General features: G+C 69.8%; 21 protein-coding genes. 4 read left to right on the top strand and 17 right to left on the bottom strand.

The window, feature by feature from the left end; genetic code table 11:
* Positions 1-128: 128 nt before the first annotated feature.
* The 16 genes from ACZ3IC_RS07955 to rsmH form a co-directional block, all read right to left on the bottom strand.
* Positions 129-1,277, bottom strand: coding sequence for a DivIVA domain-containing protein (locus ACZ3IC_RS07955; RefSeq protein ID WP_467413691.1), 1,149 nt, complete (start codon positions 1,275-1,277; stop codon positions 129-131).
* Between the two features lie 49 nt (positions 1,278-1,326).
* On the bottom strand, positions 1,327-1,611 hold the full coding sequence (locus ACZ3IC_RS07950) for a YggT family protein (RefSeq protein WP_114244063.1): 285 nt from the start codon (positions 1,609-1,611) through the stop codon (positions 1,327-1,329).
* Between the two features lie 71 nt (positions 1,612-1,682).
* Positions 1,683-2,300: a cell division protein SepF gene (locus ACZ3IC_RS07945; protein WP_467414039.1), complete on the bottom strand. Its 618-nt coding sequence runs from the start codon at positions 2,298-2,300 to the stop codon at positions 1,683-1,685.
* A gap of 126 nt (positions 2,301-2,426) precedes the next feature.
* Complete coding sequence (locus ACZ3IC_RS07940; protein WP_467413689.1) at positions 2,427-3,146, bottom strand: YggS family pyridoxal phosphate-dependent enzyme; 720 nt, start codon at positions 3,144-3,146, stop codon at positions 2,427-2,429.
* Between the two features lie 6 nt (positions 3,147-3,152).
* Entirely contained in the window at positions 3,153-3,911 is a 759-nt protein-coding gene (pgeF, locus tag ACZ3IC_RS07935) for a peptidoglycan editing factor PgeF (RefSeq protein ID WP_467413687.1), read from the bottom strand.
* Positions 3,908-5,122, bottom strand: a complete 1,215-nt coding sequence (gene ftsZ / locus ACZ3IC_RS07930) for a cell division protein FtsZ (protein WP_467413686.1) — start codon at positions 5,120-5,122, stop codon at positions 3,908-3,910. Before ftsZ ends, pgeF begins: the two co-directional genes overlap by 4 nt.
* A 277-nt stretch (positions 5,123-5,399) precedes the next feature.
* The gene (locus ACZ3IC_RS07925; protein WP_467413685.1) at positions 5,400-6,191 is read right to left on the bottom strand and encodes a cell division protein FtsQ/DivIB; all 792 of its coding nucleotides are present in this window, start codon (positions 6,189-6,191) and stop codon (positions 5,400-5,402) included.
* A gap of 51 nt (positions 6,192-6,242) precedes the next feature.
* Entirely contained in the window at positions 6,243-7,337 is a 1,095-nt protein-coding gene (gene murG / locus ACZ3IC_RS07920) for an undecaprenyldiphospho-muramoylpentapeptide beta-N-acetylglucosaminyltransferase (RefSeq protein WP_467413682.1), read from the bottom strand.
* A gap of 6 nt (positions 7,338-7,343) precedes the next feature.
* Positions 7,344-8,822, bottom strand: coding sequence for a putative lipid II flippase FtsW (gene ftsW, locus ACZ3IC_RS07915; protein WP_467413681.1), 1,479 nt, complete (start codon positions 8,820-8,822; stop codon positions 7,344-7,346).
* A gap of 114 nt (positions 8,823-8,936) precedes the next feature.
* Positions 8,937-10,364 (bottom strand): UDP-N-acetylmuramoyl-L-alanine--D-glutamate ligase, encoded by a 1,428-nt coding sequence (gene murD / locus ACZ3IC_RS07910; protein WP_467414038.1) that lies wholly within the window; start codon positions 10,362-10,364, stop codon positions 8,937-8,939.
* The gene (gene mraY / locus ACZ3IC_RS07905; protein WP_467413679.1) at positions 10,361-11,431 is read right to left on the bottom strand and encodes a phospho-N-acetylmuramoyl-pentapeptide-transferase; all 1,071 of its coding nucleotides are present in this window, start codon (positions 11,429-11,431) and stop codon (positions 10,361-10,363) included. Before mraY ends, murD begins: the two co-directional genes overlap by 4 nt.
* Complete coding sequence (locus tag ACZ3IC_RS07900) at positions 11,428-12,834, bottom strand: UDP-N-acetylmuramoyl-tripeptide--D-alanyl-D-alanine ligase (RefSeq protein WP_467413677.1); 1,407 nt, start codon at positions 12,832-12,834, stop codon at positions 11,428-11,430. Before ACZ3IC_RS07900 ends, mraY begins: the two co-directional genes overlap by 4 nt.
* A 4-nt stretch (positions 12,835-12,838) precedes the next feature.
* Entirely contained in the window at positions 12,839-14,566 is a 1,728-nt protein-coding gene (locus ACZ3IC_RS07895) for a UDP-N-acetylmuramoyl-L-alanyl-D-glutamate--2,6-diaminopimelate ligase (protein ID WP_467413675.1), read from the bottom strand.
* Positions 14,567-14,584: 18 nt separating this feature from the next.
* Positions 14,585-16,567 carry a peptidoglycan D,D-transpeptidase FtsI family protein gene (locus ACZ3IC_RS07890; RefSeq protein ID WP_467413673.1) on the bottom strand — a complete coding sequence of 661 codons (1,983 nt, stop codon included), beginning with the start codon at positions 16,565-16,567 and terminating at the stop codon, positions 14,585-14,587.
* Between the two features lie 4 nt (positions 16,568-16,571).
* Positions 16,572-17,147: a cell division protein FtsL gene (ftsL, locus tag ACZ3IC_RS07885; RefSeq protein ID WP_467413670.1), complete on the bottom strand. Its 576-nt coding sequence runs from the start codon at positions 17,145-17,147 to the stop codon at positions 16,572-16,574.
* A gap of 49 nt (positions 17,148-17,196) precedes the next feature.
* A complete protein-coding gene (gene rsmH / locus ACZ3IC_RS07880) occupies positions 17,197-18,159 on the bottom strand; it encodes a 16S rRNA (cytosine(1402)-N(4))-methyltransferase RsmH (protein WP_467413669.1) in 963 nt (320 codons plus the stop codon).
* Positions 18,160-18,537: 378 nt separating this feature from the next.
* Here rsmH and ACZ3IC_RS07875 point away from each other — a divergent pair, with 378 nt between their 5' ends.
* From ACZ3IC_RS07875 to ACZ3IC_RS07860, 4 genes are all read left to right on the top strand, one after another.
* The gene (locus ACZ3IC_RS07875; protein ID WP_467413667.1) at positions 18,538-19,101 is read left to right on the top strand and encodes a beta-class carbonic anhydrase; all 564 of its coding nucleotides are present in this window, start codon (positions 18,538-18,540) and stop codon (positions 19,099-19,101) included.
* A gap of 242 nt (positions 19,102-19,343) precedes the next feature.
* Positions 19,344-20,393 (top strand): AAA family ATPase, encoded by a 1,050-nt coding sequence (locus tag ACZ3IC_RS07870; protein WP_467413666.1) that lies wholly within the window; start codon positions 19,344-19,346, stop codon positions 20,391-20,393.
* The gene (locus ACZ3IC_RS07865) at positions 20,393-21,784 is read left to right on the top strand and encodes a DUF58 domain-containing protein (protein ID WP_467413663.1); all 1,392 of its coding nucleotides are present in this window, start codon (positions 20,393-20,395) and stop codon (positions 21,782-21,784) included. Before ACZ3IC_RS07870 ends, ACZ3IC_RS07865 begins: the two co-directional genes overlap by 1 nt.
* A complete protein-coding gene (locus tag ACZ3IC_RS07860; protein ID WP_467413662.1) occupies positions 21,781-24,210 on the top strand; it encodes a transglutaminase TgpA family protein in 2,430 nt (809 codons plus the stop codon). The genes ACZ3IC_RS07865 and ACZ3IC_RS07860 overlap by 4 nt, the downstream gene beginning before the upstream one ends.
* Positions 24,211-24,559: 349 nt before the next feature.
* On the opposite strand, the gene ACZ3IC_RS07855 is transcribed toward ACZ3IC_RS07860, so the two are convergent.
* Positions 24,560-24,946 carry a DUF3040 domain-containing protein gene (locus tag ACZ3IC_RS07855; protein ID WP_467413660.1) on the bottom strand — a complete coding sequence of 129 codons (387 nt, stop codon included), beginning with the start codon at positions 24,944-24,946 and terminating at the stop codon, positions 24,560-24,562.
* Positions 24,947-25,013: the final 67 nt, after the last annotated feature.

Below are 25,013 nucleotides of genomic sequence, written 5' to 3'. Positions count from 1 at the left end.
GGGGAGCAAACCCGCCGCAGGCGCACCCCACCCCCCACCGCCCACGGCAAAAGGGCCGGGCCCCGGGGAATCCCCGGGGCCCGGCCCTCAGCCTGCCGACGGCTACGCGCTCATCGCGCGCACCCGGCTCAGTTGTCGTCCTCGTCGATCAGGAACCCACGCATCGGCGAAGGGGCCTGCTGCATCGGCTGCGGCGCCTGCGGCCGCACCGGCGCCATCGGCTGGGTCATCGCCGGCGACATCTGCTGCTGACCACCGTACGAGGGCCCACCGCTCATGGACGGGTTGCCCCCCATCTGCTGGTTGCCGTGACCACCATGGTTGCCGCCCATGGCGTGGCCCATGGCGCCGGCACCGGCCGGAGCCAGCGAGGGCGAGGGCGCCGGCGGCAGCGAAGCGGTCGCCGGAGTCCGCGGCGGGGCCAGCGAGTCGTCGGCCTGGGTCTCCAGCTGACGCAGCTGGCTCTCCAGGTAGGACTTCAGCCGGGTCCGGTACTCGCGCTCGAAGCCACGCAGGTCCTCGACCTTGCGCTCCAGCGTCGCGCGGGCCGACTCCAGCGAGCCCATCGCCACGCGGTGCTTCTCCTGCGCGTCCCGCTCCAGCGCGTCCGCCTTGGCACGCGCGTCCCGCTCCAGGCCCTCGGCACGGCTGCGCGCCTCGCCGACGATCTTGTTGGCCTCGGAACGGGCCTCCGCGATCGCCTGGTCGGCGGTCTGCTGCGCGAGCGAGAGGACACGGGCGGCGCTGTCGCCACCGGGGCCCTGACCGGGCTGCTGCATCTGCGGCGGCTGCTGCATCTGCTGCATCTGCTGCTGCGGGGCGTGACCGCCCATGGGGCCACCCATCGGACCACCCATGGGACCGCCCTGCATCGGACCGGGGCCGTGCGGGCCCTGCGGACCGGGGCCGTGCTGGCCCTGGGGACCAGGACCGTGACCGCTGGGACCGGCGGGCAGCTGCGGAGCACCACCGGGCAGCTGGGGAGGACCCATCTGCGGGGGCTGCTGCTGGACCGGCGGACCCGATATGGCAGCGGGCACCGGTGCTCCGGGCCTGTCCTGCGGCTCCGGCTTGCGCATACCCTGCTGCTGGTTCTGCGCGGCGGCACGCGTGGCGGCGGCCAGCTTGGCGCGCAGGTCCTCGTTCTCACGGAGCAGGCGGGTCAGCTCGGACTCGACCTCGTCGAGGAAGGCATCGACCTCGTCCTCGTCATAGCCTTCTCGGAGGCGGACGGTCGTGAACTGCTTGTTCCGCACGTCCTCGGGGGTCAGCGGCATCTCTTCTTCACCTCTACGTAGTCGTCGGCAGTCGGCAAGACCGTATCGCTCACAGCCTGATCACGATGCCGATCAGGATGTAGACGATGATCATCAGAACGAAGAAGGACAGGTCGAGTGCCACGCCCCCGAGACGCAGCGGCGGGATGAACCGCCGCAGAAGCTTGAGCGGTGGATCCGTGACAGTGTAGGTGGCCTCAAGTATGACCACCATCGGCTTGCCGGGCTGCCATGAACGTGCGAACTGGAAGACGTAGTCCATGACCAGCCGGAAGATCAGCACGATGAGGAAACACATCAACGCGATATAGACAACCTGCAGTGCGACGCCCATCTTCGCGCTTCCCTCTCCCCTGGCTCTCGAAGCTCCGACCTTACGGCCGGGTTGTTCCCGGTGTCGTGTTCTCAGCTCTGGTTGAAGAATCCGCCCTCAGCAATGCGGGCCTTGTCCTCCGCCGTGACATCGACGTTAGCAGGCGACAACAGGAACACCTTCTGCGTCACGCGCTCAATGCTGCCATGGAGACCGAAGACGAGTCCTGCGGCAAAGTCGACAAGTCGCTTCGCGTCCGTATCGTCCATCTCCGTGAGATTCATGATCACCGGAGTGCCCTCGCGGAAGTGTTCCCCGATGGTACGGGCCTCGTTGTAGGTCCTGGGGTGCAGCGTGGTGATGCGGTAGGGCTCCCGCTCGGACACAACCTTGGGCATGATCACCGGTGCGTTCTTCTCCATGTTCGGGCGTTCAGGTGTGATGGATGCCACGGGTGCGATTCGGGCGGGTCGTTCCCTTTCCGCCGGAATCTGAACCGGCTCCCGCTGCGCGGGAGGCTGCACCACTCGTACCGGTTCGTCCCGGTCCCGGTCCCGCTCCACCTGATGCGCGGGCTGGTGCCGCCGCCGGTCGCGCTCGGGCTCCGGCTCGGGTTCGAATTCGTCGTCGGGGTCGAACCCCGGACCGTCGTACCCATCGTCCTCCACGAGGCCGAGGTAGACCGCCATCTTGCGCATCGCGCCGGCCATGCTCTGAGTCCTCCGCTCTGTGGTGGATCGGCATCTGTCACCAAGTGCCCCGCGATCCACTGAGGCCTGCCCGCCATAGGCGGGAATGACCATATTTTCTGCTGTGGTCCGACTTGCTTGGCGACGTTACCCGAGCCTCGGTCGGACTCCGAGTACCGCCGTACCGACGCGCACATGTGTCGCTCCGGCCGCAACCGCTTCCTCGAGGTCCGCGCTCATCCCTGCAGAGACCATGTTCGCAGCCGGATGGTTCCCGCGCAGGCGGGATGAGAATTCCATCAGCCGGTCGAAGGCGGCGCGTTGCCGTCCCGCGTACGGTCCGGCGAGCGGCGCGACGGTCATCAGACCGCCGAGCCGCAGTCCGGGCGCGGATTCGACCGCGGCGGCCAACTCCTCGATCCCGTCCGGCGCGACGCCACCCCGGTCACCCCGCTCACCGCTCTCCGCGTCGAGTGCCACCTGGATGAGGCAAGCGAGTTCACGCCCCTCGCGCACGGCCGCCGCCGAGAGAGCCGTGACCAATTTGGCCCGGTCCACCGACTGCACGACACCGGCATAACTCGCCACAGAACGAACCTTATTCGTCTGCAATTGACCGACAAAGTGCCATGTGAGAGACAGATCCGCACATTCGGCCGCCTTGGGCGCCGCGTCCTGGTCACGATTCTCTGCGACATGACGCACACCGAGTTCATGCAGAATCCGCACATCGCTCGCGGGGTAGGTCTTGGTGACCACGATGAGGGTCACTTCTTCCCGCTTGCGACCGGCGGCGATACAGGCGGAAGCAATGCGTTCCTCCACCCGTGCCAGATTCTCGGCGAGTTGAGTCTTACGGTCCGTCATGCCCTATCAGTCCAACCAGACATAGCCGGCGAGCCGCCCGGTGGTGCGGTCGCGGCGGTACGAGAAGTGGTCACCCGATTCCAGGGTGCAGACCGGCGATGCGTGCCGGTCCTCGACCCCGAGGGCTTCGAGCTGGGCGTGGACCCCGGCGGTGACATCCACGGCCGGGGTGCCCCAGCTGGTCTCGGACCAGGAGGCCGGGACGCGCTCGGCCACCTCGGCGCGCATCCGGGACGGGACTTCGTAACACCGTCCGCAGACCGCCGGTCCGGTGTGGGCGACGATCCGGGAGGGCTCGGCGCCGAGCCCGCGCATGGCCTCGACCACGGCGGGGACGACTCCGGCGACCAGACCGGGACGGCCCGCGTGCGCTGCCGCCACGATCCCGGCGACCGGGTCGGCGAGCAGTACGGGGGTGCAGTCGGCGGTGAGTACGGCGAGCGGAAGTCCGCGCCGTGCGGTCACCACCGCGTCCACCGCGGGGATCTCCGAGACGTCTCCCCACGGGCCGTCGACGACCGCGACGTCCCGCCCGTGCACCTGGTTCATCCAGACGACCTGCGCCGGGTCCAGGCCGAGGGCCCGGGCGGCGCGCTCGCGATTCGCCACAACGGCGGCGGGGTCGTCTCCGACCGCGCCGCCGAGGTTGAGCTCCTCGTACGGAGCGGCGCTCACCCCGCCCCACCTGTCGGTGAAGGCGAAGTGCGCGCGACCCCCCGAGGGTACTGAAGACACTGCGGGAACTGTGTGGTGCTGACCTATCACTTCAAGAAGTCCGGAACATCCAGCTCTTCGACCTGGGAGTCCTGGTAGGGACGGGCCGGCGGGATGTGCGGCGGAGCGACCGGCGGGAGGTGGCTCTCGTTGACCGTCGGTACGGGCTCGGCCTGGACCGGGGGCTCCTCGCGCGGGGTTACGGAACCCAGTCCGCCGGTCTGGCGCACGGGCTCGGCGGTCCGGACCGGCGGAGCCGGCTCTTCACGCTTGGTGGAGTTCGCACCCAGGACGTTCTCGCGACGGGCCGGCGGCTGTCCGCCGTCGAAACCCGCTGCGATCACGGTGACGCGTACCTCGTCGCCCAGTGCGTCGTCGATGACCGCACCGAAGATGATGTTCGCCTCGGGGTGCGCCGCCTCGCTCACCAGCTGGGCGGCCTCGTTGATCTCGAAGAGACCGAGGTCGCTGCCGCCGGAGATGGAGAGCAGAACACCGCGGGCGCCGTCGATGGACGCCTCCAGGAGCGGCGAGGAGATCGCCATCTCCGCTGCGGCCACCGCGCGGTCGTCGCCGCGGGCCGAGCCGATGCCCATGAGTGCCGATCCGGCCTCGGACATGACCGACTTGACGTCGGCGAAGTCGAGGTTGATCAGCCCCGGGGTCGTGATGAGGTCGGTGATGCCCTGGACACCCGAGAGCAGTACCTGGTCGGCCGACTTGAACGCGTCGAGCACGCTGACCTGGCGGTCCGAGATGGACAGCAGTCGGTCGTTGGGAATGACAATGAGGGTGTCGACCTCTTCGCGGAGCTCGGCGATGCCGTCCTCCGCCTGGTTCGCGCGTCGCCGGCCCTCGAAGGTGAACGGGCGGGTGACCACGCCGATCGTCAGGGCGCCGAGCGAGCGCGCGATGTTGGCGACGACAGGTGCGCCGCCGGTGCCGGTGCCGCCGCCCTCTCCGGCGGTGACGAAGACCATGTCGGCCCCCTTGAGGACCTCCTCGATCTCCTCACGGTGGTCCTCTGCCGCCTTGCGACCGACGGCCGGGTTGGCCCCGGCGCCGAGGCCGCGGGTGAGTTCTCGGCCGACGTCGAGCTTGACGTCGGCGTCGCTCATCAACAGGGCTTGCGCATCAGTGTTGATCGCGATGAACTCGACGCCCTTGAGACCGACCTCGATCATTCGGTTGATGGCATTGACACCACCGCCGCCGACACCGATGACCTTGATGACTGCGAGGTAGTTCTGCGGTGCTGCCACGTCGAAGGCCTCTCGCCTCGAGTTACGTGTCGTCGCTTCGCGGTAGTCCCGCCGCGACGACGGATGCCGATTGGGGCGGTCCGAAACGCCGACCCAAACCCTAACGTTAAAGTTTAGGGTTACCAGTGTGTCTGCTTCATGGACTCTTCCGAACAGGACACTAAGTCGACAAGTGGCGCACGTTCAACGAACACGCCGAACCTCCCGTTTTTCTTTTCACCCTATGTGATCACCCGTAGCGATGACCAACCAGGGTGCTGGCCAGGCCAAATGTGCGTCAACTGCCCGATACGGCAGGGGCGGTGGGTGCACTCACGTCGAAGTGTCCCGCTTTGGGAGCAGATTTCATGAGAGCGGTGAGGACTCCGGCCTTCACCGGACCTTCTTCACTACTGCCCCAGATCACCGTGCGGCCCCGGGTGAGTTCCAGGGTGATCGAGTCGTACGAGGTGACCCGCACGACCTTGGTTTCCTTGGCGACGCCGTCCGGAAGGTCGCCCGCCACCCGAACCGCCTCCTGCACCAGCCGGGCACTGCCGAAGCGGCGCAGACTCGCGGACTGATCAAGGGCCAATTCCAGCAGAGGTACGCCAGGCGATTTGTCCACCGTTGCGAAGTGCACACCCTTCGCGTCCACTTCAATGAACTTTGCGCCCTTTTCCACCAACAGGACCGGCTGTCGTTCGATCACCTTAAGTCTGATTCCGTGCGGCCATGACCGTACGACATCCACCGAGTCGATACGAGGCAGCTTCTGGCGCAACCGGTCGGCGATCTCAGCGGTGTCCACGGAGATCAGCGGAGCCCCGATCGGTACCGCTGCGGCGGCCTCCACCTCGGCCGGTGTCAGTACGTCGACACCGGTGACCTGGACCTGTTCGGCCCGGAGCCAGGAGGAGCCGTAGAGCGCCCAGACGGCGCCGGAGCCGAGCAGCAGCACGAGTGCGCCGATCACGATCAACTGCCTGCGGGTGGGCCTCCTGCGCCCTTCACGGCGCGGACGCGGCGGGCGGGCCGGGGAGTCCTCCTGCTGTGCTGCACCGCGCTGGGCGGTCGTCGGTCCGGCCACGCTCGCTCCTTATGCCGGGTCCGGGGGCACGTGCCCCCGGACCCGTCCGCCTCACGCGTTGCGACGTGCGGCAATCGCCTCGTACACCATGCCGACGAGCAGGTCGTCGGCGTCCCGGCGGCCGAACTCGGCGGCGGCGCGGGACATCTCGTACAGCCGGTGCGGATCCGCAAGCACCGGAAGGACGTTGCCCTGCACCCACTCGGGAGTGAGCGCCGCGTCGTCCACCAGCAGACCGCCGCCGGCGTTGACCACCGGCTGGGCGTTGAGCCGCTGTTCGCCGTTGCCGATGGGCAGCGGTACGTAGGCGGCGGGGAGCCCGACGGCGGAGAGTTCGGCGACGGTCATCGCGCCCGCGCGGCAGAGCATCATGTCGGCCGCCGCGTACGCGAGGTCCATCCGGTCCACGTACGGTACCGGGATGTAGGGCGGCATTCCGGGCATGTTGTCGACGAGCGGCAATTCGTTCTTCGGGCCGACCACGTGCAGGATCTGGATCCCGGAGCGCTGCAGCAGCGGGGCGACCCGCTGGACCACCTCGTTGAGGTGGCGTGCACCCTGCGAGCCGCCGGAGACCAGCAGCGTCGGCAGGTTGGGGTCGAGCCCGAAGGCCGCACGCGCCTCGGGGCGGACCCGGGCCCGGTCCAGGGTGGCGATGGTGCGGCGCAGCGGGATGCCGATGTAGCGGGCACCACGCAGCTTGCTGTCGGGGGTGGAGACGGCGACCCCGTGGGCGTACCGCGAGCCGATCTTGTTGGCCAGGCCCGGCCGGGCGTTGGCCTCATGGACGACGATCGGCACGCCGGCCCGCTTGGCGGCGAGATAGCCGGGCAGGGCGACATAGCCGCCGAAGCCGACCACGCAGTCGGCCTTGGTACGTTCCAGGACCTGCTCGGCGGCCTTGATGGTGCCGCGCAGCCGTCCCGGGACGGTGATCAGTTCCGGGGTGGGCTTGCGCGGCAGCGGCACGGCCGGGATCAGGGCGAGCTCGTACCCCCGCTCCGGTACGAGCCTGGTCTCCAGTCCGCGCTCCGTGCCGAGGGCAGTGATTCCCACGGTCGGGTCCTGCCTGCGCAGGGCGTCCGCGAGGGCAAGCGCGGGCTCGATGTGGCCGGCGGTCCCCCCGCCGGCGAGTACGACATGCACCGAAATTCACCGCTCTCCGGACGGACGCTTCTTGACGCGCCGTCTCATCGTCTTCCATCTCACCCCGGGCCTCCGCATGGCCAGGGCCGCCTTCGCGGCGGGATCCTCTCGCGCGAACGCGATCAGCAGCCCGACAGCGAACATGGTCGGCAGCAGGGCCGATCCTCCGTAGGAGAACAGCGGGAGCGGGACACCGGCGATCGGCAGCAGACCGAGCACCGCACCAATGTTGATCATGGCCTGCACCATGATCCAGGTGGTCACACCTCCCGCGGCGTACCTCACGAAGGGGTCCTCCGTGCGTCCGGCCACGCGGATACCCGCATAGCCTAGAGCCGCGAAGAGGGCGAGCACCGACAGTGTCCCCGCCAACCCCAGTTCCTCCCCGGTGATGGCGAAGATGAAGTCGGTGTGCGGTTCAGGTAGTTGACCCCATTTTTCCACACTCGCGCCGAGCCCGGAACCGAACCATCCGCCGGACGCCAGAGCATAGATGCCGTGTACGGCCTGCCAGCAGGAGTCCCCCGGCCCGGGTTCGCTGGCGCCGATGCAGGCGAGCCTGGACATCCGGTTCGGGCTGGTCTTGATCAGCACGAAGGCAATCGCTCCGGCGAAGGCGAGCACCCCCGCGAAGAGCCGGGTGGGCGCCCCTGCCAGCCAGAGCAGTCCGAACAGGATCGCCGTGAGAATGATCGCAGTGCCCATGTCGCCGCCGAGCATGATCAGCCCGAGGAGCAGGAAGGCGACCGGGACGAGCGGGACGAGCATGTGTTTCCACTGCGTCAGCAGCCGTTTGTCCTGTTTACGAGCGAGCAGGTCCGCGCCCCACAGGACCAGGGCGAGCTTCCCGAACTCGCTGGGCTGGAGCTGGAAGGGGCCGCCCAGATAGATCCAGTTCTGGTTGCCGTTGACCGACATCCCTATCCCCGGCACCTGGACCAGCACCATCAGGAAGACCGTTCCCATGAGCAGCGGGTAGGCGAACGCCCGGTGCAGTTTGGTGGGCATCCGGGCAGCGAGCGCCATCAGTCCGGCGCCGATGACGGCGGCGAGGAATTGTTTACGGAAGAAGTAGGTGCTGGGTTTGTCCAGCTCCAGGGCCTTGATCATCGAGGCGGAGTAGACCATCACCAGGCCGAGCACGGTGATCAGCAGGCCGGCGCCCAGGATCAGGTAGTAAGCGGTCAGAGGGCGGTCCCAGGCCCGGCGTGCCTGCTCGTACATCCTCCGCGCTCCACCGCCGCGGGGGGAACGGGAGCCGCCGGTGGAGCGCCCCTTGGAGCGTGGTGCCGAGGGGCGCCGGGAACCGCTGGCCGACCGGACCCGCAGGGCCGGGCCGAGGAGCGTCGGGCCGGGGAGCGCCGGGCCGAGGAGCGCCGAGGCGCCCGCACCCGCGAGGAAGGGCGGGGTGAGCGCCCGGCTGATCGCCACGGCGGCCCGTGAGCGGTCCCCTGGGGGCGCGGCGGAGCTCTCTTCGGCCGGCATTGTCGCTGTCCCCTCCACTGCTCGTGCCCGGGGCTGCTGCCGAGGGCCGGGGCCCTTGGCAGCAGCCGCCCGTACCCGGTCGTCCGGGACAGTACGGCGCGGGGGCCGGGCCCGTCAGGCGCTCTCGGCGGCGAGAGCGCGGACCGCGTCCGCGAACGCCTCGCCCCGCTTGTTGTAATTGACGAACATGTCCATCGAGGCGCAGGCCGGAGCCATCAGTACGGTGTCTCCCGGCCGGGCGAGCCGTGCCGCCTCGCGAACCGCCTCGGACATCGCCCCAGTGTCGGTCCGGTCGAGGTCGACCACCGGGACCTCGGGGGCGTGTCGCGCGAGGGCTTCGCGGATCAGCGCCCGGTCGCGGCCGATCAGTACGACGCCCCGAAGACGCCCGGCGGCCCCGGTCACCAGCTCGTCGAAGGTGGCGCCCTTGGCAAGGCCGCCGGCGATCCAGACGATCGGATCGTAGGCCGCGAGGGAGGCCTCGGCGGCATGGGTGTTGGTGGCCTTGGAGTCGTCGACGTAGGCGACTTCGGCGACGTCTTCGATGTGCTCGATGCGGTGCGGGTCGGGGCGGAAGGCCCGCAGCCCGTCCCGTACGGCCGCGGGCTCGACACCGAAGGCACGGGCCAGGGCCGCGGCCGCGAGGGCATTGGCGATGTTGTGCGGGGCCGGCGGGTTGACGTCGCTGACCTCGGCGAGCTCCTGGGCCTGCTTCTGCCGGTTCGCCACGAAGGCGCGGTCGACGAGGATGCCGTCGACGACGCCCAGTTGGGACGGGCCCGGTGTGGCCAGGGTGAAGCCGATGGCGCGGCAGCCCTCCTCGACGTCGGCCTCGCGGACCAGGTCCTCGGTCGCCTTCTCGGCCGCGTTGTAGACGCAGGCGACGCGGTTGCCCTCGTAGATCCGGCCCTTGTCCGCCACGTACGCCTCCATGGAGCCGTGCCAGTCGAGATGGTCCGGCGCCAGGTTGAGGACGGCCGCGGACTGGGCGCGCAGCGAGGGCGCCCAGTGCAGCTGGTAGCTGGACAGCTCGACGGCGAGTACGTCGTACTTCTCGTCGCCGAGGACGGCGTCGAGGAGGGAGACGCCGATGTTGCCGACGGCGGCGGTGCGCAGCCCGGCCGCCTCCAGGATCGAGGCGAGCATCCGTACGGTCGTGGTCTTGCCGTTGGTGCCGGTGACCGCGAGCCAGGGTGCTGGTTCTCTGCCGTCTCGACCGCGCAGCCGCCAGGCGAGTTCGACGTCGCCCCAGACCGGGACGCCCGCCTCGGCGGCTGCGATGAAGAGCGGCTTGTCGGGCTTCCAGCCCGGGGTGGTGACGATGAGCTCGGTGGACTCGGGCAGGGTAGCCCCGTCGCCGAGGCGCACGGCGATGCCCTGCGCCTCCAGCTCCGCGGCCTGCGTACGGGAACGCTCGTCGTCGCCGTCGTTGACCACCGTGACGACGGCCCCGAGGCCGTGCAGCACCTTGGCCGCAGGGATTCCGGAGACCCCGAGTCCCGCGACGGTGACGCGCTTGCCCTGCCAGTCCTGGTTGCTCACTTCTCGGCTGCCCATCCTGCGTAGAAGAGACCGAGTCCGACGATCACGCACATGCCCTGGATGATCCAGAAGCGGACCACGACAAGGACTTCGGACCACCCCTTGAGTTCGAAGTGGTGCTGGAGCGGCGCCATCCGGAAGACCCGCTTACCGGTCATCTTGAAGGATCCCACCTGGATGACCACGGACATGGTGATCATCACGAAGAGGCCGCCGAGGACGGCCAGCAGAAGCTCCGTACGGGAGCAGATCGCCAGGCCGGCGAGGGCGCCGCCGAGGGCGAGCGAGCCGGTGTCACCCATGAAGATCTTGGCGGGCGAGGTGTTCCACCACAGGAAGCCGAAGCAGGAACCCATCAGGGCTGAGGCGACGACCGCGAGGTCGAGTGGGTCGCGTACCTCGAAACAGGCATTGGGGTTGGTCAGGGTCATCGCGTTGGCGCAGGACTCCTGGAACTGCCACAGCCCGATGAAGGTGTACGCGCCGAAGACCATCACCGACGCACCGGTGGCCAGGCCGTCCAGGCCGTCCGTCAGGTTCACGCCGTTGGACATGGCGAGGATCATGAACAGGGCCCAGACGACGAACAGCACCGGGCCGATCGCCCAGCCGAAGTCCGTGACGAACGACAGCTTGGTGGAGGCCGGGGTGTTGCCGCTGGAGTCGGCGAACTGGAGCGAGAGCACCGCGAAGGCGATCCCGACGATCAGCTGGCCGGCCATCTTCGCCTTGGCCCGCAGACCGAGCGAACGCTGCTTGACGATCTTGATGTAGTCGTCGAGGAAGCCGACGAGACCCATGCCGGTCATCAGGAAGAGCACCAGCACACCGGAGTAGCTCATCGGCTCGCCGGTGATCACCTTTGCCAGGACGTACGCGATGATCGTCGCCAGGATGAAGGCAATACCGCCCATGGTGGGCGTGCCCTTCTTGGAGCCGTGGGTGCGCGGGCCGTCGTCCCGGATGAACTGCCCGTATCCCTTTCGGGCCAACAGCTTGATCAGCAGCGGAGTTCCGACCAGGGTCAGGAAGAGCCCGATGGCCCCCGCGAAGAGGATCTGCCTCATCGTCCGGCGACCTCGCCCTCGGACGCGTTCTCCAGCAGTGCCATGGCGACCTGCTCCAGGCCGACCGACCGGGACGCCTTCACCAGCACGACGTCTCCCGGGCGCAGTTCACTGCGCAACAGGTCGACGGCAGCCTGTGCGTCGGACACGTGCACCGACTCCTCACCCCACGAACCCTCGTTGTATGCGCCCAGTCGCAGCCAGGAGGCTTCTCTGCCCCCGACTGCGACGAGCTTGCTGACGTTGAGCCGGACGGCGAGCCGCCCGACCGCGTCGTGCTCGGCGAGCGAGGCGTCGCCCAGCTCGGCCATGGGGCCGAGCACCGCCCACGTACGCCGGCCCTTCCCCATGGCGGCCAGCGCGCGCAGCGCTGCTCTCATGGATTCGGGGTTCGCGTTGTAGGCGTCATTGACGAACGTCACGCCGTCCGGACGCTCGGTGACCTCCATGCGCCAGCGGGAGAGGGTGCCCGCCTCGGAGAGCCCTTCGGCGATCTCGTCTGCGGACAGGCCCAACTCATGGGCGACGGCGGCCGCGGCGAGCGCGTTCGACACGTGGTGCTCACCGTACAGGCGCATGGTCACGTCGCTGCACCCGGTGGGTGTGTGGAGCTTGAAAGTAGGGCGCCCGTCGGCGGTGAGACGGACATTCTCTCCCCGTACGTCCGCATCCGCGGCTTCACCGAAGAGCAGCACCCGCGCTTTCGTACGGGAGGTCATGGCGCGCACGAGCGGGTCGTCGGCGTTGAGTACGGCAAGACCGTCCTCGGGCAGGGCCTCGACCATCTCGCCCTTGGCCCTGGCGATCTGCTCACGGCCGCCGAACTCGCCGATGTGAGCCGTGCCGACGTTGAGGACGAGGCCGATCCGGGGCGGGACGAGGCCGGTGAGGTAACAGATGTCGCCGACGTAGCGGGCACCCATTTCGAGGACCAGGTGCCGGGTGTCCTCGGTGGCGCGCAGCGCGGTGAGCGGCAGGCCGATCTCGTTGTTGAGGTTGCCCGCCGGGTAGACGGTGGGTCCCTTGCGTTCGAGGAGCTGGGCGATGAGGTCCTTGGTGGAGGTCTTGCCCGCGGAGCCGGTGAGGGCGACGACGGTGGTGCCGAGGCGGCCGACGACGGCGCGGGCGAGCGCGCCGAGTGCGGCCACGACGTCGTCGACGACGATCGCCGGAACACCGACGGGGCGGGCGGCCAGCACTGCTGCCGCGCCCGCCTCGACGGCGCGCTGCGCATAGTCGTGGCCGTCGACCCGCTCGCCGGTGAAGGCGACGAACAGGCTGCCTTGCTTCACCTCTCGGGAGTCGATGACGACGGGCCCGCTGACGGTTGCTGCCGGATCGGGTATGTCGTACGACTGCCCGCCGACGATTTCGGCGATCTCGGCGAGGGAAAGGGCGATCACTTGGTCATCCCTGACTGTTGTTCTCGTGGGTGTGGGCGCGGTGGGCGGCGCTCTCGGTGCCGCTGTACCCCAGGGACCGCTCGATGGCCGCACGCAGGACCACGCGGTCGTCGAAGGGGCGTACCACGCCATGGATGTCCTGGCCCTGCTCGTGGCCCTTGCCGGCGATCAGCACCGTGTCACCGGGCTCGGCGCGGGCCACCGCTGCGGCGATGGCGGCGGCCCGGTCGGCGTCGACCAGGACGTCGCCCCGCTCGTGGACGGGCACCTCGGCGGCGCCCGCGAGCATTGCGGCGAGGATTCCGAGGGGGTCCTCGGAACGGGGGTTGTCGGAGGTCAGTACGGCGGTGTCGGCGAGGCGGGCCGCAGCGGCGCCCATCGGGCCGCGTTTGGTCGTGTCGCGGTCGCCGCCACAGCCGAGGACGATGTGCAGCCTGCCCTCGGTGACCTTCCGCAGGGAGCGCAGCACGGATTCGACGGCGTCGGTCTTGTGCGCGTAGTCGACGACCGCGAGGTACGGCTGTCCGGCGTCGACGCGTTCCAGCCTGCCGGGGACGCCCGGAACGGCGGCGACACCGTCGGCCGCGGTCTGCGGGTCGAGGCCCGCGACGGCGAGCGCGACGATCGCGGCGAGAGTGTTGGCGACGTTGAACGGGCCGGGCAGCGGGGCCCTGGCGGCGATCCGCTCGTCCTTGGGGCCGACGACGGTGAAGGTGGAACCCTGCGGTCCGACTTCGACGTCCTCGGCGCGCCAGTCGGCGTCCGGGTGGCCCTCGGCGGAGAAGGAGACGACCGGGACGGACGCCTCGGCGATCAGCCTGCGGCCGTACTCGTCATCGAAGTTGACGACGCCCAGCCGGCTGCGCCGCGGGGTGAAGAGCTGCGCCTTGGCCTGGAAGTAGTCCTCCATCCCGGAGTGGAACTCCATGTGCTCCGGGCTGAGGTTGTTGAAGACCGCGACGTCGAAGACGCAGCCGTCGACCCGGCCGAGCACCAGGGCGTGGCTGGATACCTCCATGGTCACCGCGTCGACGCCGCGTTCGCGCATGACGGCGAAAAGGGCCTGCAGATCGGTGGCTTCGGGGGTGGTGCGCTCGGACTTGATGCGCTCGTCGCCGATCCGCGTCTCCACGGTGCCGATCAGTCCGGTTCGGCGCCCGGCGCCGCGGAAGCCGCCCTCGATGAGGTACGCGGTGGTGGTCTTGCCGGAGGTTCCGGTGATGCCGATCTGGACGAGGTCGGCGCCGGGCCGTCCGTAGATCTCGGCGGCCATTTCGCCCATCCGGTCACGCGGGTTCTCGGTGACCAGCACCGGCAGTCCGGTGGCGGCGGCTCGCTCGGAGCCGGCCGGGTCGGTGAGGACCGCCGCCGCGCCGAGGCCGGCCGCCTGGGCGGCGAAGTCGGCGCCGTGGAAGCGGGCGCCCGGCAGGGCCGCGTACACATCACCGGGGCGCACCGCCCGCGAGTCGTGGGTGATGCCGGTGACCTCGCCGGTTCCCGGCGGTTCGACTCCCAGCCGGGCTGCCAGCTCACCGAGGGGCGTCGGCCGGAGCCGATCCGGGCGGGGCGCTCCCGGGTAGTTCACAGGGGCGTCCTTCTTGGTGGTTTGGAACTGATCAGCGTGGGGCACGGCGGTGAGCGTACCGGGCGCACCCGGCCTCTCGCGAAGTGAGGGGGCGGGGCTCCGGTGGTTCCCGTTCCGGTTCCCTGGATCGGGGGTGATGGTTGTCACTGACTGGTTTCCCCGTGTTCACTCGCCGGGATTGAAGGACACCGGCAGCCGGGCTGGCTCGCTGCCGGACGGTGGGGTCTGGAGGGTCTTCAGTGCGAACTCCATGACCTGTTTGTAGATCGGTCCGCAGATCTGGCCGCCGAAGTAGCTGCCCTTGGTCGGGTTCTGAATCGCGCAGTAGACGGTGATCTGCGGGTTGTCGGCGGGTGCGAAGCCCGCGAAGGACGCGGTGTAGCCGTGATAGCCGCCGCGTACCGGATCGACCCGGTTGGCCGTGCCGGTCTTGCCCGCCACCCGGTAGCCGGGGATCCTGGCCTTCGTTCCGGTGCCCTCCTCGTCACCGACCACCGACTCCAGCATGGTGGTGAGCGACTTGGCTGTCTTCTCGCTGACCACTCGGGTCCGTTCGGGAGCGGCGGCGGCCTCGAAGTGGCCGTCGGGGCCCTTGGCGCCGCGTACCAGCGTGGGCGCGACGCGGACCCCGCCGTTGGCGATCGTCGAGTAGATGGAGGTGGCCTGCATGGCGTTGAGCGAGAGGCCCTGGCCGAACGGGATCGTGTACTGCTGCGAGGTCGACCAGTCCTCGGGCTTGGCGAGGATGCCGGGGGTCTCGCCCGGGTAGTCGAGACCGGTCGGCGAGCCGATCCCGAATTTGCGCAGGTAGGAGTAGAGGACCTTGTTGGCCTCGGCCTGGGTTTTGCCGAGCTCTCCGGTGGCCAGGATGGTGCCGATGTTGCTCGACTTGGCGAGTACGCCGTTGAGCGTCAGGTACCAGGTGGGGTGGTCGATGTCGTCCTTGAAGAGCCGGTCGCCGCGGTGCAGCCGGTTGGGGACCGTGACGTGGGTGCCGGGGGTGACGACCCCCTCCTCCAATACGGCTGCCATGGACATGACCTTGCTGGTGGAGCCGGGCTCGTACACGTCCTGGAGCGCCGCGTTGCCCAGTGACGCCGCGTCGGCCTGCGAGAGGTCGTTGGGGTCGAAGCCGGGCGCGTTGGCCATGGCGAGGACCTCGCCGGTCCTGGTGTTCTGCACGATCACATAGCCGCGGTCCGCCTTGGACTTCTTCACCTGGTCGGTGATGGCCTGCTGGGCGGCCCACTGGATGTCGCGGTCGATGGTCAGCTCGATGTCGGACCCGGCGACGGCCGGGACCTCCTTGGTGCCCGCGGTGGGCACCCGCCGGCCGCCGGACTGGGCGTACTCGATCTTGCCGTCCTCGCCCGCGAGCTCCTCGTCCAGCTGAGATTCGAGGCCGCCCGCGCCCTTGCCGTCGGCGTTGACGTAACCGAGTATCCCGGCGGCGAGCTCGCCGTTGGGGTAGACCCTCTTGGTCGTCGCCTCCTGGAAGACCCCGGCCAGCACATTGGCTCCTGCGCCGCCGGCCGCCTTGTCCTTCGCGGCCTTCTCGGCGAAGACGGACTTGAGGTCCTTGATCTGATTCCAGACCTGCGGGGTCTGGCGGCGGGCCAGGACGGTGTAGCGGCCCTTCTTGGACAGCTTCCCGGTCAGCTCGGCGGCGTCGACGCCGAGGATCGGGGCGAGGAGCGCCGCCGCCTGCTGGGGTGCGTCGGGAGCCTTGCTGAATTCGGGCGTGAACATCGACGGGTCGGCGGTGATGTCGTACGCGTCGACGCTGGTGGCCAGCGCGATACCGCTGCGGTCGGTGATCTCGCCGCGCTCGGCGGAGATCGTGTGACTGAGGTAGCGGTTCTCCTCGGCCTTGGCCGCGTACGCGTTGGCATCGACGGCCTGCACCTGGAGGAGCCGGACGACGAACACCAGCATGACGAGCGTCAGGGCGAAGCTGACCAGGCGGAGCCGGGGGCGCGGGCTACCGAGGCGGAGGGGGCGGGCCGGTTGGTTGCGGGGCGTCCTGGCGCGTGGCGCCGGGGACGGCGGGCGGCGGGCGGCGGGCCTGGGGCGTCCCTGGCCGCCTGCGGCGCTTCGGGGGCGCGCGGGGCCGGGGACCCGGCGTCGCGGTGGTTCCTTGAAAGGCACTACGTCACCTGCCGGGGCTCGTCGAGGGCTGGCTTGCCGGGGTAAGCGACCCGGAGGGCAGGGCCGCGGAGGAGGGCAGGGCCGCGGAGGTGCTGGGCTTCACGGCGGCGCCCGAAGGGGTGGCCGAGGGAGAGGCCGGGCCGGCGGCGGGCGGTGCTGGGGACGTCTCGGGCGTACTGGGCCTCTGCCGCGGAGCTGCGGGGGTCGGCTCGGCGCTGGCCTCTGCGGGTACGCCGCGGACCGTACCGTCCGGGTCGAGGAAGGCGGGGCTGCCGCCGGGCACCATGCCCAGTTCGCGGGCGCGCCGCTCCAGAGCGTCCGGCTTGGAGTAATTGTCGACATCGTTCTGGAGGGCCTGCTGCTCGTCGGTGAGCTCCGTGGTCCGTTTCTTCAGTTCGCTCAGCCTGAACGATCCTTCGTTGAGGGCCGAGTTGAGTACCAGGAGCGTGATGAGGCCGCCGCCGAGGAGCAGCACGACCAGCAGGACGAAGGGTGTACGGGCCGCATTGCTGGGCCCGGACGGCATCAGCCGGGCGAGCCGCGCCGCCCGCCCTTTCAACTGTCCGGCCGGTTTGCTCACCGCGCCGCCCCGGGCGCCGCCGGTGTCCCGGTTCCCGGGCGCCGGAGGCTCATCGTTCCTCCTCGCGGATCCGCTGGGCGCCGCGCAGCCGGGCGGGGGCGGCGCGCCTGTTCTCGGCGACCTCCTCCTCCGTGGGCAGCTCCGCGCCGCGGGTCAGCAGCTTCAGCCGGGGCTGATAGCGCTCGGGCACGATCGGCAGTCCGGGCGGCGCCGTGGTGGCGGCGCCCGCCGCGAAGACCTGCTTGACCAGCCGGTCCTCCAGCGAGTGGTACGAGAGGACGGCGATGCGGCCGCCGACCGCGAGGCTCTGCACGGCGGCCGGAATGGCCCGCTCAAGGACGGCGAGCTCGCCGTTGACCTCGATGCGCAACGCCTGGAAGGTGCGCTTGGCAGGGTTGCCGCCGGTGCGCTTGGTGGCCTGCGGCAGCGAGTCACGGATCAACTCGACGAGCCGGGCGCTGTTGCTGAACGGCTCCTTCTCACGCTCGCGCACGATCGCGGAGACGATCCGCTTGGCCTGCTTCTCCTCGCCGTACGCCCGCAGGATCCGTACCAGTTCGCCTGGCGGATAGGTGTTGAGAACCTCGGCGGCACCGATGCCGGTCGTCTGGTCCATGCGCATGTCGAGCGGGGCGTCCTGGGCGTACGCGAATCCGCGGTCGGCCTCGTCCAGTTGCATGGAGGAGACGCCGAGATCGAACAGAACGCCCTGGACCTTCGGGATGCCGAGCCTGGCGAGCACCTCGGGCAGTTCGTCGTAGACGGCGTGTACCAGGGTCGCCCGGTCGCCGTACGGGGCGAGCCGCTCGCCGGAGAGCCGCAGCGCCTCCTTGTCCCGGTCGAGCGCGATCAGCCGCGCGGAAGGGAAGGCGGAGAGCAGCGCCTCACTGTGTCCACCGAGGCCGAGCGTGCAGTCGACGACCACGGGCTGCTGCGGGCCGGGCGCCTCCAGAGCCGGGGCCAACAGGTCCAGGCACCGCTGGAGCATCACCGGGACGTGTCGCTGACTCATGTGCCCTCTCAGGCTCAGGTCCCGTGTGGCTGCACGTACGGCCTGGTCCCCGCCCGCTCAGAAGGGGAGGTCGACCGACGCCGGGGAAGGGGCGTCGGCCGACCGGCGAGCGGGAGAGGGCCGGACCGTACGTACGCCGCACACGGGGGAAATCTACGGAATGTGCAGGGTGTCGGTAGCTTCCCGTCACTTTAGTCCACCCTGCCATTCGATCGATTCCCGATCAATCAACCAGGCAGCGCGTCGCCCCGCCCGCTGATCACCCGGTCGAATGAACAGCTGTGAGACTTGTGGGCTACCTCACAACAAGACTCGTTGGCGTTCTTTGTCCCATCTCACAACACGACGGGACCACTGGTGAGAGCTAACGTCATATCCATGTCGACTTCCGCGCACACCCCCCTCACGCCTTCCGCGCCCGCTGCCGACCAGGCCTGCACGGGGGGCACGGTCACCGACCGCCTCGTCGAGGCGAACATCCGGTACGCCGCCGAATTCAACGATCCGGGCATGGATGCCAAGCCGGTGCTGCGCGTCGCCGTGGTCGCCTGCATGGACGCCCGGCTCGACCTGCACGACGCACTCGGTCTGTCGCTCGGCGACTGCCACACCATCCGTAACGCGGGCGGCGTCGTCACCGATGACGTGATCCGTTCGCTGACCATCAGTCAGCGGGCTCTCGGCACCCGCAGCGTCATACTCATTCATCACACGAATTGCGGCCTGGAATCGATCACCGAGGAATTCCGCCAGGAGCTGGAGGTGGAGGTCGGTCAGCGTCCGGTCTGGGCGGTCGAGGCGTACAAGGACGCCGACCAGGACGTACGGCAGTCGATGCAGCGCGTGCGCACCTCGCCGTTCCTGCTGCACACCGACGACGTCCGCGGCTTCGTCTTCGATGTGACCAGCGGCTTGCTGCGCGAGATCCCTCCCGTGTCCTGATCGCCCGGACGGCGCCCTTCGGAGTCGATATCTCCACCGACCCCGACATATCGCCCCCACTTATCCACAGGCGAGTGACACGAAGCGGTGACGGCAACAAGAATGCGCATGTGACATCTCACCGGATGTTTCCGGGGAGGCGTCCGTGTTTCGGGGTGGGCCGGGCCGCTACATACGCGTCGGTCCGTGAATGAGGTATCCCCTGCTCCTGGTGAGCGTGGGGCGGGGCCGAGGAGGGCCGGGTGACGACCTATGACGATCGAGCGAGCCTCACAGATCTGACCACGACCGCGGAGCGGGTGCGCAGGTCGGTGGAGGGTGTGATCGAGGGCAAGCCCGAGGTCGTACGGCTTTCACTGACCGTGCTGCTGGCGGAGGGGCATCTCCTCATCGAGGATGTTCCCGGGGTCGGCAAGACAATGCTGGCCAAGGCGCTGGCGCGGTCCATCGACTGCTCGGTGCGGCGCATTCAGTTCACACCGGATCTGCTGCCTTCGGACATCACCGGTGTGTCCATCTTCGACCAGCAGCGGCGCGACTTCGAATTCAAACCGGGCGCGATCTTCGCCCAGATCGTGATCGGCGACGAGATCAACCGGGCCTCGCCGAAGACCCAGTCGGCGCTGCTGGAGTCGATGGAGGAGCGCCAGGTCACCATCGACGGGCACACCTACGAGCTGCCCGACCCGTTCATGGTGGTGGCCACCCAGAACCCGGTGGAGATGGAGGGCACCTATCCGCTGCCCGAAGCGCAGCGCGACCGGTTCATGGCGCGGGTGTCGATCGGCTATCCGAGTGCGGAGGCCGAGTTGCAGATGCTCGATGTGCACGGCGGGATCTCGCCGCTCGACGATCTGCAGCCGGTAGCGCACGCCCACGACATCGTGAAGCTGATCGACGCGGTACGGACGGTCCATGTGGCCGACGCCGTGCGGCGGTACGCGGTGGAACTCGTCGGGGCCACCCGCAGCCATCCCGATCTCCGGCTCGGCGCCTCGCCCCGGGCCACCCTGCATCTGCTGCGCGCGGCGAAGGCCTCCGCGGCACTGAGCGGCCGGGACTACTGCCTGCCGGACGATGTGCAGGCGCTGGCGGTCGCGGTGCTCGCGCACCGGCTGCTGCCGACGGCGCAGGCCCAGCTGAACCGTCGGACCGCCGAGCAGGTCGTGCTGGAGATCCTGCAGCAGACACCGGTGCCGATCGCCGGCGGTGGCGCCGTCCAGATGCAGCCCCAGCACCAGCCGGGCCGCCCGGTGTACGGCCGGCAGCAGCCCGGCGTACGGCGGGCGTGATGGCCGCCGGGGGGCCGGCCGCAATGGACGACGGCGATGACAAGGGCAGCCTGCGGGCCGCGCTGAGCGGGCTGACCACGCGTGGGCGGTCCTTCCTCGCAGCCGGTGTTGCCGCAGCGATCTGCGCGTATGTGCTGGGGCAGGCGGATCTGCTGCGGGTCGGGCTGTTGCTCGCCGCGCTGCCGCTGCTCTGTGTGGTGGTGCTCGTCCGCACCCGTTACCGCGTCGCGGGCGCCCGTCGGCTCTCACCGTCCCGGGTGCCCGCGGGCACGGAGGCGCGGGTCCATCTGCGGATGGAGAACGTGTCGCGGCTGCCGACCGGGCTGCTGTTGCTGCAGGACCGGGTGCCCTATGTGCTCGGGCCGCGGCCCCGGTTCGTGCTGGACCGGGTGGAGGCGGGCGGCCGGCGTGAGGTCTCCTACCGGGTGCGGTCGGATCTGCGCGGGCGCTATCCGCTGGGGCCGCTGCAGCTGCGGCTGAGCGATCCGTTCGGGATGTGCGAGCTGACCCGTTCGTTCAGCGCGTACGACACCTTGGTCGTCATTCCGCGGACCGAGCCGCTGCCGCCGGTACGGCTGGCGGGCGAGACCTCGGGGTACGGCGAGGGACGACAGCGTTCGCTCGCGCTGGCCGGTGACGACGACGTGATTCCGCGCGGCTACCGGCACGGCGACGATCTGCGCCGGGTCCACTGGCGCTCCACCGCGCGCTACGGCGAGCTGATGGTGCGCCGCGAGGAACAGCCGCAGCGGGCCAGGTGCACGGTGCTGCTGGACACCCGGCGGATCGCCTATCAGGGGACGGGGCCCGACTCCGCCTTCGAGTGGGCGGTGTCCGGGGCGGCGTCCACGCTGGTGCACATGCTGGAGCGCGGCTTCGCGGTCCGGCTGCTGACCGACGACGGGAACGCGGTCCCGGGCGAGGGCGAGGGAGGCTTCGCCGGGTCGACGCAGGAGTCCGCCGACTCCGCGGGGCTGATGATGGACACCCTGGCTGTGGTCGACCACTCCGACGGGGGCGGTCTGTCGCGCGCGTACGACGTGCTGCGCGGTGGCAACGAAGGGCTGCTGATCGCGTTCTTCGGTGATCTGGACGAGGAACAGGCGGCGGTGGCGGCGCGGATGCGGCAGCGCAGTGGCGGCGCCGTCGCGTTCGTACTGGACAGCACGGCCTGGGTACAGGGCGACGTCCCGCCCGCCGGGGCGGACACGGCGTTCGAACGGCGGCTGCGGCTGCTGCGCGAATCCGGCTGGACAGCGGTGGCGGTCACGCCCGGCACCGGACTCGCCCGGCATTGGCAGCAGGCGGCGGGGCACCAGGGCGTGTCGGCACAGTCCGCCGTCGGCGGCGCCACAGGTGGGACGACAGGCTTCTCCGGGGGATGGTCATGAGCGCTCGTGGTCGGCTGACGCTGTGCGCTTTCGCGGCGACGCTGATGGCGGCGGGGTCGATGCTGCCGCTGGTCGAGCCGGCCGGGTGGATCCTGCAGGCCGCGTTTCTGCTGGCGGTCCAGAGCGGAATGGGCGCGCTCGCCCGCCGGGTGCCGATGCCCCGGATGCTGATCGTCGCGGCGCAGACGCTGGTCACGCTGGTGCTGCTGACGGTGGTGTTCGCCAGGGGGCAGGCGCCGGCCGGTGTCCTGCCGGGTCCGGAGGCCGTCCAGCGGCTGGCGGATCTGCTGACGTCGGGCGCCGAGGATGTCGGAAGGTACGCCGCTCCGGCGCCCGTGACGGACGGCATCCGGCTGATGCTGATCGGCGGTGTGCTGCTGGTCGGCCTGATCGTGGACGCCCTCGCTGTGACGTTTCGCAGCGCGGCCCCGGCCGGTCTGCCGCTCCTCGCGCTGTACTCGGTCGCCGCGGGACTGTCCGAGGGCGGCGCGGACTGGCTCTGGTTCCTGCTCGCGGCCGGTGGTTATCTACTGCTTCTGCTGGCCGAGGGCCGGGACCGGCTCTCCCAGTGGGGGCGTGTCTTCAGCGGCGCGACCAGATCCCAGGGCGGTCCGGCGGTCGGAGCGGCGATCTTTGACGGCCGCCCGACGGCCCCGGTCCGCACCGGACGGCGCATCGGTGCGCTGGCGCTGGGGATCTCGCTGGTCGTACCGGCGGCGCTGCCCGCGCTCGACAGCGGTCTGCTGACCGGTACGGGGGGCGGGAACGGCAAGGGGCGTGGCGGCGGCACCATCTCCGCAGTGAACCCCCTGGTCTCGCTGCAGAACAATCTGAACCAGCCGGAGAACCGGGAGGTGATGTCCTACCGCACCAATTCCGATGACCCGGAAGGCTTCTATCTGCGGATTCTGGCCCTGGACCAGTTCGACGGGAACGAGTGGCGGCCCTCCACACGCCGTCTGAAGGACGTGCCGAAGCGACTCCCGACCCCGGATGGTCTCGGCCCGGACGTCATGGTCACGGAGATCAGCTCGAACATCTCCGCGTCCCGCTCCTACCAGCAGACGTATCTGCCGCTCCCCTACCCCGCGACCGAGGTCAGGATCGGCGGACGCTGGCGGTACGAGCCGACGGGACGGACCCTCGTCGGTGACGGCGGGGAGACGACCGGCGGTGCGCAGTACCAGGCTTCCAGTCTGCTGGTCCAGCCGACCGCCGATCAGCTCGCCGCGGCGGGCGCCCCACCGGCCGCACTGCAGCGCGAGTACACCCGTGTTCCCGACTCCCTGCCGAAGGTGGTCAATCAGACCGCGGAACGGGTGACGAAGGGCGCCGCCAACGATTACGAGCGGGCGGTGGAGCTGCAGAACTTCTTCGCCTCGGAGGGCGGCTTCAGCTACGACACCTCGGTGAAATCGGGCACCGGGAGCGCGGCGATCGGCCGGTTCCTGAAAGACAAACGGGGCTTCTGCGTCCATTTCTCGTTCACGATGGCCGCGATGGCGCGGACGCTGGGCATTCCGACCCGGGTCGCGGTGGGCTTCACTCCCGGCACCGAGCGGCCGGACGGTGCCGTGTCGGTGGGGCTGCGGGATGCGCATGCCTGGCCCGAGCTGTATTTCGAGGGCGTCGGGTGGACCCGCTTCGAACCGACCCCGACGCGGGGCACCGCCCCGTCCTACACCCAGTCGGACGCCCCCGTCGGCGGCACGACCGACCCGGCCCAGCCGGAGAAGGACGCCTCGGCCGCTCCGACGGTCGCGCCGTCCGTCTCGGACAGCTGCCCTGCCCAGATGCGCAAGCAGGGCGAGTGCGGCAGTTCGGCGGTGCCGGGTGTGGTGGCCCCGACGGATTCCGGGACGCCGACAGGCACCGTTCTCGGTCTGGTCCTGGTCGCCCTGGTGATCCTCGCGCTGCCGTTGCTGCCCATGCTGTGGCGGGTTCGGGCGCGCAGACGCCGGCTGAGTTTCTCCACCGGGCGTACGCCGGTCGATGCGACGGCCAGAACGCTGGCGGCCTGGCGGGAGATCATCGATACGGCGTGGGACCACGGCATCGAGCCGGATGACTCCCGGACCCCGCGCAAGACGGCGGCCCGGGTGGTGCGGCTGGGGCAGCTCGGCCCCGACGAGGCCGCCGCGCTGCACCGGGTGGCGGGGGCGGTGGAACGGGTGCTCTACGCTCCGGAGCCCCGGGCGGGTACCGGGCTCGCCGAGGACGTGGAGACGGTGCGGGCCGGACTGCGGACGTCGGCCGGGCGGTTCGCCCGGATCCGGGCAGTCGCTGCGCCGCGCTCGGCCATTCGGGTGATCTGGGCGGCCTCGGATCGCTGGGCGGCGTTCACCGGCAGGTGGGCGGCGCGGTGGGGACGGCACCGGGTCCGGTGGACGGGTTGGCTGCGGCGTCCGTCCCGCCAACAGGGGTGACGGGGGCGTGGCCTGCGGCCCGCCTCGTCCTCAATCGCCGGACGGGCTCGACCTTCGCTGGTGCCTGAGTCCGGCAGCCCTTGCCCTGCAGTGGCCAGCCGGGCTCGACGCTCCCTCGGGCCTGTCCGGTCGAAGCTCCGCCCACAATCGCCGGGCAGGCTTGAAGGCAAGCCTGCCCGGCGGTTGAGGGCATTCAACGTCCGTCCGGCGATTTTGGCAGCGCTCTTCAACCCGTCCGGCGTTTGAGGGCGACATCAAACCGACAACAGACCCCCGTAGCCTGCCCCGGACGCACGTGAGGGGCGGCCGCAGAAAGGCGGCCGCCCCTCACTCAAGAATGTTCGAGGCCCTATTGGCCCTGCTCGTCGCGGCGACGCTGCCACCGCTGCTCGATCCGATTCATCACGGTCCGGCGTTGCTTGGGCTGATGGCGCTCGCCTCCGGCTGCCTGTCGCTCGCCCGGCTTGGGCGCTCTGCGCCAACCAGTGACCGCAAGGACCGCACAGCCGAGCATGACGAGGAACCCCACCACGCTGATCCAGATCTGCTGGGCGACCATTCCGGCCATGAGGAGCGCGATACCCACCAGGAAGCCTGCGACCGCCTGGTAAACCCGTCGCCGGGTGTACGTACGCAGCCCGCTTCCCTCGAGCGCTGTCGCGAACTTGGGATCTTCGGCGTACAGCGCTCGCTCCATTTGCTCGAGCATTCGCTGCTCGTGCTCCGAGAGCGGCACGGAGTCCTCCTCGTCGTCGGCCGCGGGGGGCGGCCGGTATGCGGCCCTTCCAGGATAGGCAGGGAAT

The organism is Streptomyces sp. NPDC002958 (genome assembly GCF_055563255.1).
This window is presented reverse-complemented; position numbering and strand designations above follow the sequence as displayed.

Excerpts from the sequence above, each read along its gene's own strand:
- ACZ3IC_RS07945 (WP_467414039.1), bottom strand. The coding sequence starts at position 2,300 with ATGGCCGGCGCGATGCGCAAGATGGCGGTCTACCTCGGCCTCGTGGAG.
- ACZ3IC_RS07860 (WP_467413662.1), top strand. The coding sequence starts at position 21,781 with ATGAGCGCTCGTGGTCGGCTGACGCTGTGCGCTTTCGCGGCGACGCTG.
- rsmH (WP_467413669.1), bottom strand. The coding sequence starts at position 18,159 with ATGAGTCAGCGACACGTCCCGGTGATGCTCCAGCGGTGCCTGGACCTG.
- ACZ3IC_RS07865 (WP_467413663.1), top strand. The coding sequence starts at position 20,393 with ATGGCCGCCGGGGGGCCGGCCGCAATGGACGACGGCGATGACAAGGGC.
- ACZ3IC_RS07950 (WP_114244063.1), bottom strand. The coding sequence starts at position 1,611 with ATGGGCGTCGCACTGCAGGTTGTCTATATCGCGTTGATGTGTTTCCTC.
- ACZ3IC_RS07940 (WP_467413689.1), bottom strand. The coding sequence starts at position 3,146 with ATGACGGACCGTAAGACTCAACTCGCCGAGAATCTGGCACGGGTGGAG.
- ACZ3IC_RS07875 (WP_467413667.1), top strand. The coding sequence starts at position 18,538 with ATGTCGACTTCCGCGCACACCCCCCTCACGCCTTCCGCGCCCGCTGCC.
- ftsW (WP_467413681.1), bottom strand. The coding sequence starts at position 8,822 with ATGCCGGCCGAAGAGAGCTCCGCCGCGCCCCCAGGGGACCGCTCACGG.
- mraY (WP_467413679.1), bottom strand. The coding sequence starts at position 11,431 with ATGAGGCAGATCCTCTTCGCGGGGGCCATCGGGCTCTTCCTGACCCTG.
- ACZ3IC_RS07955 (WP_467413691.1), bottom strand. The coding sequence starts at position 1,277 with ATGCCGCTGACCCCCGAGGACGTGCGGAACAAGCAGTTCACGACCGTC.